Origin of the sequence: Flavobacterium johnsoniae (assembly GCF_001879205.1) — a bacterium.
GTDB lineage: Bacteria > Bacteroidota > Bacteroidia > Flavobacteriales > Flavobacteriaceae > Flavobacterium > Flavobacterium johnsoniae_A.
Genome location: NZ_MLFK01000006.1, coordinates 56945 through 73118, shown reverse-complemented (window position 1 = coordinate 73118; position 16174 = coordinate 56945). Strand labels below are relative to the sequence as shown.

The window sequence follows — 16174 nt, the reverse complement described above, 5'->3', positions numbered from 1 at the left end:
GGGACATGCCCATAAAAAAACCTCAGCCTTTTATTGTAAAGACTGAGGTTTGTTTTTTTTCATTACATCAGTATGTCACAAACAATAATTTTCTACATCATGTCGATATACCTGTCGTGGTATCCTAAAAGATATAAAACTCCATCAAGACCTAAACTTGAAATTGAGGTTGAAGCGCTTTCTTTTACTTTTGGTTTGGCGTGAAAAGCAATTCCTAAACCAGCTAAGTTAAGCATTGGCAAATCGTTGGCACCGTCGCCCACTGCAATAGTCTGGTTGATGTGAATTCCTTCTTTTTCGGCAATAGCTTTTAGGTATTCGGCTTTCTTTTGTCCGTCTACGATATCACCTAAATATTTGCCGGTTAATTTTCCGTCTTTAATTTCTAATTGATTGGCGTGAACATAATCGATTCCGAGTTCTTTTTGAAGATAATCTCCAAAATAAGTAAAACCTCCCGAAAGAATTGCGGTTTTATAACCGTAGTATTTTAGGGCTTTCATTAAACGATGTGCTCCTTGTGTGATAGGTAAATTTACCGCTACTTTTTGTAGCACTTCTTCGCTTAAACCTTCCAGCAAAGCCATACGCTGCTTGAAACTTTCATTGAAATCAATTTCACCATTCATTGCCGACTCTGTAATTGCTCTTACCTGAGGTCCTACTCCGTTTAGTTCTGCCAGTTCGTCGATAACTTCGGTTTGAATTAAAGTAGAATCCATATCGAAGCAGACCAAACGACGGTTTCTTCTGTAAATATTATCTTCCTGGAAAGAAATATCGACGTTTAAGGTTCTCGAAATTTCCATAAAACTTGCCGTCATGACAATTTTATTTACTATTTCGCCCGTTACAGATAACTGAATACAAGAACGAGGATATTCTTCTTTCTCTACTATAGAAGTTCTTCCTGTTAAACGTATAATAGAGTCGATGTTTAAATTTTGATCTGACATTATTTTAGTCACTGCTGCCAATTGCGATGCTGCCAGTTTTTCCCCTAAAATATTGATGATATAACGCTGCTTAGACTGCGATTTTACCCATGTTTCGTAATCTTCGATAGAAATTGGAATAAACTTAACCTTAATCTCTAATTCGTAAGCTTTGAATAATAAGTCTTTTAAAACAGGTGCCGATGAAGAACCGGCCGCAATTTCGAATAAAATTCCTAAAGAAAGTGTATCATGAATATCAGCCTGACCGATATCTAAAATATTAGCATCGTATGCCGCCAATACAGCTGTTAAACCTGCTGTAACCCCTATTTTATCGTGTCCTGAAACTTTTAATAAAATAATTTCTTTATCCTCTATTGCCATTTTATCTGTGTTGGTTTTGAAAGCGACAAAAATCGACAATCTCTTGGTGATAAAAAAGAATAATCATTGTTTTTTGCAAAGAAAAAGCGCATATTGATGCGCTTTTTTAAGTAATTTAACAATAATGTCCTGCTATTAAAATAACCTAACAAAATTAGGTTTTGATTCTTCCTGACACGGATTCCAGAATTATTTTTTCATTGCAAAATTATAACCTAAGAATCGCGGCAGTAAAAATTATTGTGGAGTTTGGTCAAAATTCACCATCCAGTTAACACCAAATTTATCGGTGAACATTCCGAAATAAGCACCCCAAAATGTTTTATCCATTGGCATAAAAACGTTGCCTCCTTCTGAAAGTCCATTGAAAATTCGGTCCGCTTCTTCTGTACTCTCAACATTAATTGAAACAGAGAAGTTTCCTCCAAACTGTACATCGCCTGACTGCTCGCTGCTGTCACTTCCCATTAAAATGGTACTTCCTATTGGCAGTGAAACGTGCATGATACGATTGGCGTCTTTTTCTGAAAATTCAGCACAACCTCCGTCTTCAGCAGAAGGCATATCTTTAAATTTTCCGATATATGAAAAATCACCTCCAAAAACTGATTTATAATGCAGAAATGCTTCTTCGCAATTTCCGTTAAAAACTAAATAAGGATTTACTGTTGTCATGATATTTTGTTTTTTGTTTGTTATTATTTTTTATTCTAATTGATCTTGACATTGCAATTTATTTCTCCGAAAGTTCTTTAACCACTTCTAAACCTTTTGGAAAAACTTCTTTAAAATAATCGATAAATTTTTCGCCCGAATCGACCAGGGCAATCAAATCTGTAAATTCATCATCGGGAATTAATCTATAGGTTTCCATTGCCCCGCTCCATTTTTTTGTTTCTTCATTGAGAGGCTGCTCTTTAAAATCTTTTATTTCGCCTATATGCTTAAAAGCCATATATTCGTTTGGAGTTTTTGTTTCAATTACACTATACATTCCTTCTCCGTTTGGTGACATAAAATGTATTTTATCACCTTCGTTCCATTCGCTTATGGTATAAGATCCTTCGCAAAAAACGCTTGTCCATTTTTTATACGTTTCATCATTCCATAAAACTTCCCAAACTTTCTGGGCAGGGGCTTTAATTCTTATTTTAAATTCTAAAGTTTCCATAATTAAGATAGTTTAGTAAAATCCATAAATAAAACATTCCAGCGATGTCCGTCTAAATCAGCGAAACCGCATCCGTACATCCAGCCTTGACTTTCTGCCGGTTTAGCAAAAACATAACCTCCGGCTTCCTGTACTTTTTGGGCCAGTTCATCCACTTCTTCCTTACTTTCTGCATCGATCGAAATGAGAATTTCAGAGCTTGTTTTTGTATCGGTAATTTTGTTTTGCGAAAAACCTTCAAAAAGTGATTCTTCAAAAAGCATTACCACAAATTTTCCTTCGCCTACAACCATACAAGTTGAACTTGGCGTATCGTGTTCTTCATTAAAAGAGAAACCTATTTTCGAAAAAAAAGCTTTTGAAGCCGCCACCTCTTTTACCGGCAGATTCAGCCATATTTGATTTGTCATTTTTTTTGATGTTTTTCGTTAAACTTTTTTTAAAGGGACTAAGGTTCTGAGAGACTGAGGCGCTAAGTTTTTTTCTTTGCACCTTTGTAACGCTGTAACTTTGTACCTGTAAAAAAACTAATTTGCCTCTACATAATTTTTAAAATTATCGAGGATTGCCTGCCATCCTCCTCGCTGCATTTCTTCCGAATTTTGTGTTTCAGGATCAAAACTTTCAATTACTTCTATGCCATTTGGGGTTTCTTTAAAAGTAATCTCTACCTTTCTTCCATCTGCCATAACATATTCAAGTGCTTCATTTGGTTTTACCGACGTATATTCTCCTTCAAAATCAAAACTCATACTGCCGTCTTTCGCCGCCATAGTCGATTTAAATTTTCCGCCTTCGGTTACATCATTTTCTGCATAAGGTGTATGCCAGTCCGGAGAAGCAAAACTCCATTTTGTAATGTGTTCAGGCAAAGTCCAAAAGTCCCACACTTTATTGATTGATGCATTGATTGTGCTTTTTACAGTTATCATTGTTTATATGTTTAAAAGTTATACCCTATTAAATACTTACGCTTTAATTTAAAGCTGCTCCGGAATTTGAGTTTCATCCATAAAGAAAACCTCCCAATGATGCCCGTCAAGATCAAGAAAAGTTCTTTGATACATCCATTCAAAATCCTGCGTTCTTCTATAATCGGTTCCACCGGCTTTAACCGCTTTTTCTATTATACCATCAACATCTTCACGTGTTGGAACAGAAATAGAAATAAGTACTTCGCTTGTTGTATTAGAATCACAAATCTGCTTGTCGGTAAATGTTTTATAAAACTCTTCGACCAAAAGCATGACATTGATATTTTTGCCAATAACGATACAGGCCCCCTTTTCATTTGTAAATTTCAAATTGGTTGAAAAACCCAATTCGTTAAAAAAGGATATTGCTCTTTTTAAATCTTTTACAGCAAGATTTATATAAATTTTCGTGTCCATAATATCTAAAGTTACAATTATTTAAAACAAATTTAGAATATTACAATTGGCTTTTGGATACAATAAAAGTCAACTTTAGGGGCATTTAAGACAAAATACTTACATTTGTTTAGAAATTAATTTTCCTAAAAACCACAAAATCATGAGCAAAAAAGTAGGTTTAATTGTTCCGCACGATTATAAATTATTAAGTATAGCTGCTATTTTAGAAGTTTTTGAAACAGCAAATAAACTCAGTAAAGAAACTGAAAAACCATTTGAAATCATGTTATTTCAATTGACTGAGCAAATCAATCAGGAGCGTTTGTTTGGATATGAAATTAATTCTATTGAAGCTTCGAGCGAACTTTTAGAATTGATTTTGATTCCAGCGTTTACGACTGACAATATGAGCGAAATGATTGCGAAGAATAAGAAATTTATTCCGTGGCTGCAGAAACAACATCAATCCGGAGCGGAATTGGCCAGTTTTTGTACGGGCGCTTTTCTGTTTGCCGCTTCGGGACTATTAAACGAAAAATTAGCTACTACGCATGTTGATGCCTGCAGTGCTTTTACAAAAGCTTTTCCGATGGTAAAATTAAAGCCAGAAGAAACGCTAACGGCAGATGGAAGTTTATATACCAGCGGCGGTTCGACCTCAACATTTCACTTATTGATTCTTTTGGTTCAGAAATATTGCGGAAACGAAATTGCAGTACAAATTGCCAAGATTTTCTCGATCGACTTAAACCGATACAAACAAAGCTATTTCAGTACTTTTAGGCCGAATCATTTGCATAATGACACTTTGGTTGCGATGTTACAGCAAAAAATCGAAAGTCAGTATCACAGCATCGAAAAACTGGAAGAAATCACCAAAGATATTCCAACCAGCGCCAGAAATATGACACGCCGATTTAAACAAGTAACCGGAATTCCGCCAATTGAATATCTGCAGAATATCAGAGTCGAAAGTTCAAAGAAATATTTGGAACAGACACAGCTTTCAATTTCAGAGATCATTGAAAAAACAGGCTACAATGACCCAAAGGCTTTTAGAAAAGTATTTTATAAAATGGTTGGCATGAAACCTATTGAATATAGAGAAAAGTTTAGGGTACAGTAAATTTTATTCCATATTTTCTTATATTTAACCAAACTTTTAACCAATCAAAATGAAAAAATTGTTTTTTATCTGTTTAATTACTTTTTTATCAATTAGCTGTTCGTCTGACGAACCTACCGTAGAAGGATTTTCTCTCGACGTAGGTGTATCGATTAAAGTAACCAATTCTAATAACGAAGATTTGTTAGATCCTAATACCCAAAATAGCTATAACAAAGACGAAATAAAAATCTTCAATAAGGTTGATGGTAAATTAGTTGAGGTTTATGATGGATTTAAAAATGCTCCACGCAACTTCATAATTGAAAAAGAACAAAATGGAAATCAGTATTTGATTACCGTTTTCTTAAATAATGATAAAGACGAAAAATTCCCAGAGACCTATATACAATGGAATAAAGATAACACCGATATAATTAAAGCTGAGTTTTCAAGGACAAAAAATTCAGTGGCTAAAAAAACGGTTTGGCTGAATGGCAAAGAAATCTCTAACGTGACACCTTATTTTATTATTTCAAAATAAAAAAACCTGCTCAAATAAAAATGAACAGGTTTTATAATTGAAACTTTGTCAGAGTTTAAAACTTTGACAAAGTACTATTAAATTTAAGAAGCAATTTCCATGCGCTTCAATAAGTTTTTACTTAAAGTATGTTCTGCATAATCTTTATCGATTGATAAAATTTTATCGTCAGAGCTTGGTAATTCGTACATGGCATCTGTTAGGATTGCTTCGCAAAGCGAACGTAATCCACGTGCTCCTAATTTGTATTCTAAAGCTTTATCTACAATAAAATCTAAAGCTTCATCGCTAATATTAAACTCAACATCATCCATTAAAAATAATTTCTGATATTGTTTTACTAATGCATTTTTAGGCTGTGTTAAGATCGCACGAAGTGTTTCTTTATCTAAAGGATCCATGTGCGTTAAAACTGGCAGACGACCAATTATCTCCGGAATCAAACCAAAATCTTTAATATCTTTTGGGATAATATATTGTAATAAATTGTCTTTGTCGATGTTATCTACATTTTTAGAAGTAGAATATCCAACTGCCTGACGATTTAAACGTTTAGAAATAATACGTTCTACTCCATCAAAAGCGCCTCCTGCAATAAACAAAATGTTTTGAGTGTTTACCTCAACAAATTTTTGATCCGGGTGTTTACGTCCTCCTTTTGGCGGTACGTTTACAACTGTTCCTTCTAATAATTTTAATAAAGCTTGCTGCACACCTTCACCAGAAACGTCACGTGTTATAGATGGATTATCACTCTTACGTGCAATTTTATCAATTTCATCAATAAATACGATTCCTCTTTCGGCTTTGGTTACATCGTAATCTGCGGCTTGTAAAAGACGTGTTAAGATACTTTCAACATCTTCTCCTACATAACCTGCTTCTGTTAATACGGTTGCATCAACAATTGCCAAAGGAACGTCTAACATTTTTGCGATTGTTTTAGCAACCAATGTTTTACCTGTTCCGGTTTGACCTACCATAATGATGTTACTTTTTTCAATCTCTACTTCATCATCTAATTGCTGCTGCATTAAACGTTTGTAGTGATTGTAAACCGCAACCGACATTACTTTTTTTGTCTGGTCCTGACCAATAACATATTGATCCAGGAAAGCTCTGATTTCTTTTGGTTTCTTTAAAATTAAGTCCCCGACAAGTTTTGCGCTTCCACTTGATTTTAATTCTTCTAATACAATTCCGTGGGCCTGCTCAATACATTTATCACAAATGTGTGCATTAATACCGGCAATTAATAAATTAGTTTCTGGCTTTTTTCTTCCACAAAACGAACATTCTAATACTACTTTAGCCATTCTTTTTTAGTTACTAAGCTACAAAGTTACTAAGTTTCTGAGACTTTCAACAAAAACCTCAAAAACTTAGTAACTTCTTAACTTATTTATTTTTGTTTCAAATTATATTTTGTTTCAGGTTTCAAATTAACCATAGCAACTTGAAACCTGAAACCTGAAACTAAGTTTTATCCTCTTCTCAATACTTCATCAATCATTCCGTATTCTTTTGCGTCGTCAGCTTTCATCCAGTAATCGCGCTCACTGTCTTTATGCACTTTGTCAAAAGTTTGTCCTGAATGTTGTGAGATGATATTGTATAATTCATCTTTTAATTTCAACATTTCACGTAAGTTGATTTCCATATCTGTTGCAACACCTTGCGCTCCTCCAGAAGGCTGGTGAATCATAACGCGTGAATGCGGCAGAGCCGAACGTTTTCCTGCTGCTCCTGCACATAACAAAACGGCTCCCATAGAAGCGGCCATTCCGGTACAAATTGTAGCAACATCTGGTTTGATGTACTGCATTGTGTCATAGATTCCAAGACCTGCATAAACGCTTCCTCCCGGAGAGTTTAAATAAATCTGGATATCTTTTGATGCATCGGCACTTTCTAAGAATAATAACTGCGCTTGTACAACATTTGCAATCTGATCGTCGATACCTGTTCCTAAAAAGATAATTCTGTCCATCATTAATCTTGAAAAGACATCTAATATAGAAACATTCAACTGACGTTCTTCGATGATATTTGGAGTTAAATTCGTCGGCGTCATAGCACTGATGATTTTGTCATAATACATGGCATTTACTCCGTGGTGCTTTGTAGCAAAATTTTTAAATTCTTTACCGTAGTTCATATGTATTTGTTCTAAGTTTTACGTTTATATTGGTGTATATGTTTTTATTCTCTGCAAAGGTCATACCTTTTTACAAAGGATGTCATTATGTCTTCTTTTTTTTAAGTTTCAAAGGTTCTGCGATGCTATCCCGAAGCTTCGGGACTAAGTTTCTTTTTAAAACTGGAATATTAACATATAACCGGAAACAAAAAAAGCGTCGGCAGTAAACTGCCGACGCTCAAATATAATTATTTTTCAGAAATTATTCTCCGTAAGAAGCAGCAATAAATTCTTCGTAAGTAACTTCTTTAGTTGTTGGATTTGCTTTTTCTTTAAACAATTCTAACAATTTCTCTGCTACAACCTGCTCAGAAAGTCTTTTCACTTCTTCCTGGTTAGATAAAACTCTGGCTACAATTCCCTGAACTTCTTCGTCAGTTGGATTAGTTTGACCAAATTGAGCCATTTGTTGTTTGATAGCGTTTGTTGTAAAAGCTTTTAAATCGTCAAATGTAATTTGGATGTTACTTTGAGCCATTGCTTTTCCTTCGATTAATTGAAAACGTAACCCTTTTTCAGATCTTGCGTATTCAACTTCCGCTTCTTCTGCAGAAAGTTTTTTCTCGCCAACAGTTTGTAACCATTTTTTAAGGAATTCAGCCGGTAAATCGAATTTTGTGTTTTCGATCAAGAAATCCTGAACGTCTAATAATAATTTTTGGTCAGCTTGCTGTGCAAATTGAGCTTCAGCATCTTCTTTAATTTTAGATTTCAAATCTTCAAGAGAAGCTACTTTTCCTTCACCAAAAAGTTTATCAAACAATTCTTGGTTTAATTCTGCCAATTCAGCACCGTTGATTGCTTCGATTGTAAAGTTTACTTCGATATCTAAACCGTGAACATCATCGTGAGATACTTTTAAGTAATCCATTAATTGGTGATCGTCTTCGAATAAACCTTTTGTGCTTACTGTAACAACATCTCCAACTTTTTTACCGATGAATTTATCTCCGGCTTTTTTGTTGAAAGTAGAAACAGAAATTGTAGTTGTATTGTTGATTCCTTTTTCTTCGTTAGTAAAAGTTCCAGTTAAATCTGAATCAGCTTCAACTTTATCTTGAGGAATTGCTTTTCCGAATTGTTTTTGGATACGCTCTACTTGTCCGTCGATTAATTTATCATCAGCAGTAACGATATATTTTACGATATTGTTTTTAGCTTCTAAATCAATTTCAAAGTTTGGCACTAAACCAATTTCGAATTCAAAAGTTAATTCTTCTGCGTCCCAGTCAAGGTTTTCGTTTACTTTTGGAAGAGGAGTACCTAAAAGATTTAATCTTTCAGATTGAATAAAACGCTCTAAAGCTAAATCAACTACTTTTTTAACTTCTTCTTGTTTAATACCTTTTCCGTATTGTTTTTCAACAAGATCTTTAGGAACTTGTCCTTTTCTAAATCCTTTTACTTGCGCCAAAGGCAATTTTTCGTTGATTCTTTTTGCCACTTGACCTTTATAATCCATATGAACAACGTTCATTACAATTGTCTCGTTAACAGCGTCTATTGCTACTCTTTTAATATCCATCTTCTTCTTTAATTTACATAATAAAATTGGGTTGCAAAATTATAAAATTTTTGCAACCCAACCAAGTTTTTAATCTATTGTATTTGAAGCAGTTTTAATCTGCTTTTAATTTCGATTAATTATCGTCTCCTAATATTTTATAAGTAATTGACTGCAGGATAGACAAAATAATACTAAAGAATAATGCTGTCCAGAACGAATCGACTGCGAAGCCCCCAACAATATTGGTACATAACAAAATAATAATGGCATTAATCACTAACAAAAACAAGCCGAGTGTAACAACCGTAACAGGCAGAGTCAGTATAACTAAAATTGGTTTTATAAACAGATTTAACAATCCTAAAACCACTGCAACGATTACAGCCGTACCAAAACTGGCAACATGCACTCCTGGCAAAAAGTTTGCAATTAATAAAACCAAGGCTGCAGTAACGAGAAGTCTAAGTAGTAATTTCATAGTTTTTAGTTTAAAATTTATTTAAAAGTAATAAAATTTTTATCAAAATAGCACTACTCCTTTAAAAATGCTGTGGTCATTTCAAAAAACATTTTTGGGTTTTCGGCATGAAGCCAATGTCCGGCGTTTGGAATGGTTTCCAGTTTAAAATTGGGAAATTGTACTTGGATCGCATCCAAATCAGAATCCTGAATATATCCTGAATTTCCTCCTCTTATAAACAGCGTTGGTTTATTAAATACTAAATTTTCTGCTAAGGGTTTTCCGATAGCATCTAGATTATTATTAAAAACTGATAAATTAAAACGGAAAGCCAATTGCCCAGGTTCCTGCCAATATAAGTTTTTCAGCAAAAACTGGCGGGTTCCAAAATCAGGAACATATTGCGTTAAAGTTGTTTCGACATCATTTCTGCTTGGTTTTACCGAAAAATCAACCGCATTTAATCCTGCCAAAATATCCTGATGGTGCTGCTTATAGAATTTAGGCCCAATATCTGCTACAATTAATTTGTCTACAATCTCCGGATGTAATGCTGCAAAGAGCATCGCCACTTTTCCGCCCATCGAATGTCCGAGGATATCAATTCGGGTTAATTGATTTGCCTGGCAATATTCAAAAACATCCTGAGCCATTGCTTCATAACTCCATTCGTCTGAATGAAAACTGCGGCCGTGGTTTCGTAAATCTAAAATATGAACCTGAAAACCGGCTTCTACATATTGTCCTGCCAAAGTTTTCCAGTTATCAGACATTCCGAGAAATCCGTGCATGATGACAAAGGGTTTTCCTTCGCCTTCTATTTTTGAATATAACATTTATTTTTTCTTTTAAATTCTGTTACAAATGTAAAAAACTTATCTAATAATCTGTTGCAGAATGTGTTCTCCAACATTTTTTCTGCAAATAATATTAATAAAAAAAAGTTTACGTTTTTACGGTTTCCCGTAAGCTTTAGATTTTTTTTAAAACTATCTTGCGCCACAAAATGCAACCAACAAATTCATTTAATTTAAACACAAATTATGATTAAAAAATTCCTTTTATTATCAGTAGTTGCCTCTCAACTTATGATTTCTTGTTCTAGTGAAGACAACCCTAACGAAACTACACCAGAACCAAAACCAGAAACTGAGCAAACATTACAAGAACAAATTGCTGCTTTATTAAAACAGCCTTATTCTAGTCTTACCCCTGCACAGCAAAAAACAAAATTAGAGGCTGAAGCAAACGAAATGCTGGTACAATTAGACAAAACTAAAAGTTCTGGAGCAATCGAAGCATTAGAAAATTTAAACAATTTATTGCAAGTCAGCAAAGTTGATATTTTCAATGGTAAAAATGATAATAAGGTAGAAGACATTTTACAAATTTCTGGTGTTTACGGTATCTATACCTGGAACAATACAGCTAAAACTTGGGTTAAAACTGCATCAAGTACAGAATTAAAATTTGTTTTCCCTGCTAAGAAATCGCAAACAGCAAATAACGCTGTTTTTTCTGCAAAAAGTATTTCTTCTGATATCAAAGTAAAATACACAGATTATAATGGGAATTGGTCATATGATGATAAAACAAATACCTGGGTGTTAAGTAATCATGTAAATGATTATTTCTTCTTACCAACTTCATCAGATGCTGTTTTAACAATCGATGGTACACAATCGGCTACATTTGTACAAACTGCAAAATATGCTAATGGAAAAGAAGTTCCAACTGATTTTTCATACAAAATGGTATTAAACGATGGTTACACTTGGGAAATGAGCAGTGTAAAAGCAGTACAAAACACTGCAAAAGCAGCTCTTACTTATAATGGAAAAACACTAATTGACTTTAACGGTGCAAGCAATGCCGAAATTGACAAATTATTAGACAACCAAGAACTTGTTCAATACAGAGGAAAAGCAAATGGTTTAGCTACTTTACTGGACAACTTTGTAATTGTTGCTGATATGGACTTAGCTGGTCAGGCATCAGATGATACAGCATTAGAAAAAACCGTTGTAAACCCGGGATATCCTGATTATTCAAAATCAACTACAGATTTTAAAGCTGGCTACGCTGCTCTAAATGCATATTATAAAAAATATTCTGAAGGAACTGCTGCCAATTTTAACAAAAATATAAAATTGATTTTAGTATCTAAAAAAGACGGAACTAAAATAGCAGACGTAATAAAACGCTCTAAAGAAAATTATAACTATTACTACACTATTCCTGTTTGGACAGTTAATGAATGGTATCCTCAAGGAACGTGGATGGGCACTAATGAAGAATTTAAGATGCAAGATTATACAGAAACTTATTTCTTAAAATTCAACGACAATACAGAAGCAGAAATGAGCGTCTATTTCTCTGAAGGATTCAATACTTTTGAAGCTAAATTTGAAGACTTCCTTGCCGCTTTTAACAGAAAATAATTTTTAGAATTTAGTTGTAAATAAGCCGATTTGAGTAATTCAAATCGGCTTATTTTTTTGGAGGCGTTCTTACTATAATGGTACTCTGGCCATATCCTGCCCAAATACCAATGCCGCCTTTTATATTCGATTTTAAACTGGTGTTTGACGGATAAATAGGATTCTTGCTGTTTACGATTTCGTTTTGCCAGCTGTTCCAAAAATCTAATGCTTCTTTTGTTTGCGTTCGCAATTTTACCTGAATCAAATCTCCATCGGCAAAATAAGGGGTAAATTTTGTTTTTGGAAATAATAAAATACCTCTGTTTATCTGTACAGAAACAGACGAACTCTCGAAGTTTTTATCGTCTAAATTACCGTAAAAAGCAGGCACAAAAACAGGCTCTTCGCCTTCAATTTTTGTGGCGATCTGATAATAGTTTTTTTCTTGTACAGGATCATCAAATTTTACAAAAACATAACCTGTTGTATCTGCCGCATTCTTCTTTATATATTCGGCACTTTTTAACGGTACCGATTTAGGAATTGAAGTTACCGCTTCGACAACACGATTTAAATATTCAATTTTAATCGAATATTCTTTCCCTGCTTCACCTTTTAACTCCGACCCAAAATAGACAAAAGGAGGAATTCTGTTTTTATCGTTTTTAACTCTTAGAACTTCTGAATTCTGCCCGTCAGAAATGGTAATTTTTGCAGATCTGATTACATGATTTAAAACATTTGTAGAATCAATAACATCTGTAACCGGAATACTGCTCGATAACAAAACATTAGCATAGCCGTCTTCTTCGATCCAGCCTTCGACTACTATTTTAGATTCCAGAGTTTTCTGTTCGCTAAAATTGTCGCTGGAACAGCTCATTAAAAACAAACTAAAAAGAAACAATAGATACTTTTTCATATTTCTTAAAATTTAAATCTCCAGCTAACGGAAGGAAGCATTCGATACAATACTTTCTTTTCCTGTTTTACCACCACATTGCTTTTATCTTCACTTACCTCTACATCCAAAACAACATAAATTGGATTTGCAATATTAAATGTATTGTAAATCGAAAAGTTTAAAGCACTTTCTTTTTTTGCTGTTTTTATAAAATAATAATTCACAGAAAGATCTGTTCGAACATAATCCGGCATTTGTGCATTATTATATCCTGAATATTCTTTAACCGGATTGTTATTGATAAAATACCATGAAGTTGGCATCGTAAAACGGTTTCCGGAACTAAATATCTGCGTTACGCCAAAATTCCATTTTGAGTTTAAATCGTACATTCCCACTACAGAAAGATTATGGCGTCTGTCGTATTTTGCAAAATACGTTTTTCCGTTATTCAATTCATCAAAATTTCGGTCAGACCAGCTTAAGGTGTAACTCAGCCAGCCGCTAAATTTTCCGCTGCTTTTTTTCAGCATCATTTCAAATCCGTACGCTTTTCCTTCTCCAACATACAAATCATTTTTAAGCGTCGTGATCTCATTAAACTGAGTTATGCCATACGGATATTCAAGCAGGTTTTTCATCGAACGATAAAACCCTCCAAAAGAGGAAGAAATACTTTTGGTTATATTTTGATTTGAACCAATTGAGAATTCATCCGAAGACTGTGGTTTGATACCGTCCGAACTTGCAATCCAAAAATCAGTAGGGATACCAACGCTCGAAGTAGTTATTAAACTTAAATATTGATACTGCCTATTATAAGAAGCATAAAACGAATAATTTTCATTAGCATAATAATTCAACACCGCACGAGGCTGAAAATGCAGATAAGAATCTGATCCGGAAGTATAATAATTAATACGAACTCCTAAATCGGCCGTCACGTTTTCGAATAACTTAGGCTTAGCGCTTACAAAAATGGCTGCTTCATTGGCATTAATTATTCTTTGTGATTTATTATCTAACGTTGTCAGGTTTTCAACATTTACTTTTTGAGGCTGTAAATTGTGATAAACATATTGCAATCCTGACTCAAAAGGAATATTTGCAATTGAATATCGCACTGAATTTGCAAACCCAAAATCTTTAACATAAGAAGAAACACCAAATTGAATTGTTGCCTGTTCCATGCTTAAATCATTAGCATAATGACTAAAATAAAGCGAATTTGTCATATTTACTTTAGCAGAAAACATTGTGGTTAAAGAGGGTGAAACGGTAAAATTACTCCATTTTAAATTGGTTTTCAGTGCCAGATTTTCATCTTTTACTTTTAATTCATCTCCGCTGAAAAAAGCATTTAGAGAAAATAGATTGTTTTTTGAAATTTGAGATAAGAAAGTAAAATTCGCATCCGAAAAACCATATTTCATATCCTGAACATCATTATTTGAGCCTGATTTTAATATCGGACCCATAATTTCATCGATATAGGTTTTTCTTCCTGAAATATAAAATCCTGTTTTATCGCTTAACGGAACTGCAAAGGTCAATTGCGAAGCCAAAATTCCGGCATTTCCCTGAATCGAAAACTCTGACGGCAGTTTTTTATTGGTGTTTAGGAGCGTAGTAGAACTTAATCTTCCGCCGTATTTTGGGTTAGAACTTGATTTATCAAATTCGACATCCTTAATATGATCGGTATTGTAAAAAGGAAAAATCCCAAGAAGATGAGACATTCCATAAATTGGAGTTTCATTATACAAAATGGCATTATGTCCCGGATCACCGCCGCGCACATACAAATATCCGTTTGCATCACCAGAATTTTGCACCCCAGGTGTTAATTGTAAAAGTTTTATAATATCGGTAGTTCCTAAAACGGTTGGAACTCCAGATAATTCTTTTAAATTAAAGGATAGTTTACCGCCGGATAAAGTTTTGATGCCACTTTTTTTGTCATTAGAAATAACAACTTCTTTTAGCTGCGCAATATCTTTTTCTAAAAAAACAGAAATTACGGTATCTTTTACCGCATTAAAATAAATGCTTTTGGGAGTAAAATCTAAATGATGAATTTTGATTACTACATCACCAGAAGGAACATTTTCTGAAAAATTCCCTAAAGTATCTGTAACAGCATGAAACTGTTTTTTGTCGATCTCAAAAGAGAGATTTACCTCACTTAGGTTTTGATTTTCAGAAGATTTAACATTTCCCGACACCCTTATATTTGACTGTGCAAAAAGGCCGCAAAAGGATACTAAAAAAAAGAGAATAATAGATTTTGACACGTAAATTTAATAAGAAAAGTGCGAAAGTAAACAATTATAACCCAACTACATCAGGTTATAATTGTTTAATTTTAATCTTATTTCAATTTATTCAAATACATATTCACCACATTATCTAAACCAAGATAAAGGGCTTCTGAAATTAAGGCGTGCCCTATAGAAACTTCTAATAATCCTGGAATATTTTGTTTAAAAAACTGAATATTATCCAAACTCAAATCGTGTCCGGCGTTAATTCCTAATCCTAGTTCGTTTGCCAATTCTGCTGCTTTTACATACGGGTCAATTCCGTTTTTATTTCCCAAATCATATTGGTGAGCAAAAGCCTCTGTATACAATTCAATTCTGTCTGTTCCTGTTTTTTTTGCACCTTCGATGATTTCTAAAACCGGATCAACAAAGATCGAAGTCCTGATTCCGTTTCTTTGAAACTCCTGAATCACTTCGGTTAGATATTCTTGATTTTTTATCGTATCCCAGCCTGCAGAAGAGGTAATCGCTCCAATTGCATCAGGAACTAATGTCACCTGATCTGGCTTGCATTCTAAAACTAAATCAATAAAATTATGCTGCGGATTTCCTTCAATATTATATTCTGTAGTCACAATTGCTTTTAAATCGCGTGCATCCTGATAGCGAATATGACGCTCATCCGGACGCGGATGAATGGTAATTCCCTGCCCTCCAAAACGCTGAATATCGACAGCAACTTTTAATAAATCAGGAACATTTCCGCCTCTGGCATTTCGAAGCGTTGCAATTTTATTGATATTTACACTTAACTTTGTCATATAAATAGATAATTAATTCAAGTAACACTATATTTGTTACGACAAAAATACAAAGTAAAACGCAGCAGTTTTTGGTATTT

At 33.9% G+C, this 16174-nt stretch carries 17 protein-coding genes; 3 read left to right on the top strand and 14 right to left on the bottom strand.

What is annotated here, in order from left to right; genetic code table 11:
* Window positions 1-92: 92 nt before the first annotated feature.
* From serB to BKM63_RS09540, 6 genes are all read right to left on the bottom strand, one after another.
* The gene (gene serB / locus BKM63_RS09565) at window positions 93-1322 is read right to left on the bottom strand and encodes a phosphoserine phosphatase SerB (RefSeq protein WP_071636393.1); all 1230 of its coding nucleotides are present in this window, start codon (window positions 1320-1322) and stop codon (window positions 93-95) included.
* Between the two features lie 237 nt (window positions 1323-1559).
* A complete protein-coding gene (locus BKM63_RS09560) occupies window positions 1560-1997 on the bottom strand; it encodes a VOC family protein (protein ID WP_071636392.1) in 438 nt (145 codons plus the stop codon).
* 58 nt (window positions 1998-2055) lie between these two features.
* On the bottom strand, window positions 2056-2493 hold the full coding sequence (locus BKM63_RS09555; RefSeq protein WP_071636391.1) for an ATPase: 438 nt from the start codon (window positions 2491-2493) through the stop codon (window positions 2056-2058).
* 2 nt (window positions 2494-2495) lie between these two features.
* On the bottom strand, window positions 2496-2903 hold the full coding sequence (locus BKM63_RS09550; RefSeq protein ID WP_071636390.1) for a VOC family protein: 408 nt from the start codon (window positions 2901-2903) through the stop codon (window positions 2496-2498).
* A 117-nt stretch (window positions 2904-3020) separates the two neighbouring features.
* Window positions 3021-3425: an SRPBCC family protein gene (locus tag BKM63_RS09545; RefSeq protein ID WP_071636389.1), complete on the bottom strand. Its 405-nt coding sequence runs from the start codon at window positions 3423-3425 to the stop codon at window positions 3021-3023.
* Window positions 3426-3473: 48 nt separating this feature from the next.
* Complete coding sequence (locus BKM63_RS09540; RefSeq protein WP_071636388.1) at window positions 3474-3884, bottom strand: VOC family protein; 411 nt, start codon at window positions 3882-3884, stop codon at window positions 3474-3476.
* Between the two features lie 142 nt (window positions 3885-4026).
* On the opposite strand from BKM63_RS09540, the gene BKM63_RS09535 reads away from it, so the two are divergent.
* A complete protein-coding gene (locus tag BKM63_RS09535) occupies window positions 4027-4992 on the top strand; it encodes a GlxA family transcriptional regulator (protein WP_071636387.1) in 966 nt (321 codons plus the stop codon).
* Window positions 4993-5041: 49 nt separating this feature from the next.
* Window positions 5042-5515 carry a hypothetical protein gene (locus tag BKM63_RS09530; RefSeq protein ID WP_071636386.1) on the top strand — a complete coding sequence of 158 codons (474 nt, stop codon included), beginning with the start codon at window positions 5042-5044 and terminating at the stop codon, window positions 5513-5515.
* A gap of 83 nt (window positions 5516-5598) precedes the next feature.
* Here the strand turns inward: BKM63_RS09530 and clpX are convergent, their stop codons facing one another.
* The 5 genes from clpX to BKM63_RS09505 all read right to left on the bottom strand — a co-directional run bounded on the left by clpX (window position 5599) and on the right by BKM63_RS09505 (window position 10518).
* Complete coding sequence (clpX, locus tag BKM63_RS09525; protein ID WP_071636385.1) at window positions 5599-6831, bottom strand: ATP-dependent Clp protease ATP-binding subunit ClpX; 1233 nt, start codon at window positions 6829-6831, stop codon at window positions 5599-5601.
* A 167-nt stretch (window positions 6832-6998) separates the two neighbouring features.
* On the bottom strand, window positions 6999-7673 hold the full coding sequence (clpP, locus tag BKM63_RS09520) for an ATP-dependent Clp endopeptidase proteolytic subunit ClpP (RefSeq protein ID WP_071636384.1): 675 nt from the start codon (window positions 7671-7673) through the stop codon (window positions 6999-7001).
* A gap of 244 nt (window positions 7674-7917) precedes the next feature.
* The gene (locus BKM63_RS09515) at window positions 7918-9240 is read right to left on the bottom strand and encodes a trigger factor (protein ID WP_071636383.1); all 1323 of its coding nucleotides are present in this window, start codon (window positions 9238-9240) and stop codon (window positions 7918-7920) included.
* 115 nt (window positions 9241-9355) lie between these two features.
* Window positions 9356-9700, bottom strand: coding sequence for a phage holin family protein (locus BKM63_RS09510; RefSeq protein WP_071636382.1), 345 nt, complete (start codon window positions 9698-9700; stop codon window positions 9356-9358).
* A gap of 53 nt (window positions 9701-9753) precedes the next feature.
* Complete coding sequence (locus BKM63_RS09505; RefSeq protein WP_071636381.1) at window positions 9754-10518, bottom strand: alpha/beta fold hydrolase; 765 nt, start codon at window positions 10516-10518, stop codon at window positions 9754-9756.
* 207 nt (window positions 10519-10725) lie between these two features.
* Between BKM63_RS09505 and BKM63_RS09495 the strand changes: the two genes are divergently transcribed.
* Window positions 10726-12123 (top strand): hypothetical protein, encoded by a 1398-nt coding sequence (locus BKM63_RS09495; protein ID WP_071636379.1) that lies wholly within the window; start codon window positions 10726-10728, stop codon window positions 12121-12123.
* Window positions 12124-12172: 49 nt separating this feature from the next.
* On the opposite strand, the gene BKM63_RS09490 is transcribed toward BKM63_RS09495, so the two are convergent.
* The 3 genes from BKM63_RS09490 to BKM63_RS09480 form a co-directional block, all read right to left on the bottom strand.
* The gene (locus tag BKM63_RS09490) at window positions 12173-13027 is read right to left on the bottom strand and encodes a DUF4249 domain-containing protein (RefSeq protein ID WP_071636378.1); all 855 of its coding nucleotides are present in this window, start codon (window positions 13025-13027) and stop codon (window positions 12173-12175) included.
* Between the two features lie 5 nt (window positions 13028-13032).
* Window positions 13033-15234 (bottom strand): TonB-dependent receptor, encoded by a 2202-nt coding sequence (locus tag BKM63_RS09485; RefSeq protein ID WP_242661126.1) that lies wholly within the window; start codon window positions 15232-15234, stop codon window positions 13033-13035.
* Between the two features lie 146 nt (window positions 15235-15380).
* A complete protein-coding gene (locus BKM63_RS09480; protein ID WP_071636376.1) occupies window positions 15381-16094 on the bottom strand; it encodes a pyridoxine 5'-phosphate synthase in 714 nt (237 codons plus the stop codon).
* Window positions 16095-16174: the final 80 nt, after the last annotated feature.

Bases quoted from the DNA above. Each gene is read 5' to 3' on its own strand.
- clpP (WP_071636384.1), bottom strand. From the start codon at position 7,673: ATGAACTACGGTAAAGAATTTAAAAATTTTGCTACAAAGCACCACGGA.
- BKM63_RS09545 (WP_071636389.1), bottom strand. From the start codon at position 3,425: ATGATAACTGTAAAAAGCACAATCAATGCATCAATCAATAAAGTGTGG.
- BKM63_RS09550 (WP_071636390.1), bottom strand. From the start codon at position 2,903: ATGACAAATCAAATATGGCTGAATCTGCCGGTAAAAGAGGTGGCGGCT.
- serB (WP_071636393.1), bottom strand. From the start codon at position 1,322: ATGGCAATAGAGGATAAAGAAATTATTTTATTAAAAGTTTCAGGACAC.
- BKM63_RS09515 (WP_071636383.1), bottom strand. From the start codon at position 9,240: ATGGATATTAAAAGAGTAGCAATAGACGCTGTTAACGAGACAATTGTA.
- BKM63_RS09555 (WP_071636391.1), bottom strand. From the start codon at position 2,493: ATGGAAACTTTAGAATTTAAAATAAGAATTAAAGCCCCTGCCCAGAAA.
- BKM63_RS09535 (WP_071636387.1), top strand. From the start codon at position 4,027: ATGAGCAAAAAAGTAGGTTTAATTGTTCCGCACGATTATAAATTATTA.
- BKM63_RS09490 (WP_071636378.1), bottom strand. From the start codon at position 13,027: ATGAAAAAGTATCTATTGTTTCTTTTTAGTTTGTTTTTAATGAGCTGT.
- BKM63_RS09505 (WP_071636381.1), bottom strand. From the start codon at position 10,518: ATGTTATATTCAAAAATAGAAGGCGAAGGAAAACCCTTTGTCATCATG.
- BKM63_RS09510 (WP_071636382.1), bottom strand. From the start codon at position 9,700: ATGAAATTACTACTTAGACTTCTCGTTACTGCAGCCTTGGTTTTATTA.
- BKM63_RS09560 (WP_071636392.1), bottom strand. From the start codon at position 1,997: ATGACAACAGTAAATCCTTATTTAGTTTTTAACGGAAATTGCGAAGAA.
- BKM63_RS09495 (WP_071636379.1), top strand. From the start codon at position 10,726: ATGATTAAAAAATTCCTTTTATTATCAGTAGTTGCCTCTCAACTTATG.
- clpX (WP_071636385.1), bottom strand. From the start codon at position 6,831: ATGGCTAAAGTAGTATTAGAATGTTCGTTTTGTGGAAGAAAAAAGCCA.
- BKM63_RS09480 (WP_071636376.1), bottom strand. From the start codon at position 16,094: ATGACAAAGTTAAGTGTAAATATCAATAAAATTGCAACGCTTCGAAAT.
- BKM63_RS09540 (WP_071636388.1), bottom strand. From the start codon at position 3,884: ATGGACACGAAAATTTATATAAATCTTGCTGTAAAAGATTTAAAAAGA.
- BKM63_RS09530 (WP_071636386.1), top strand. From the start codon at position 5,042: ATGAAAAAATTGTTTTTTATCTGTTTAATTACTTTTTTATCAATTAGC.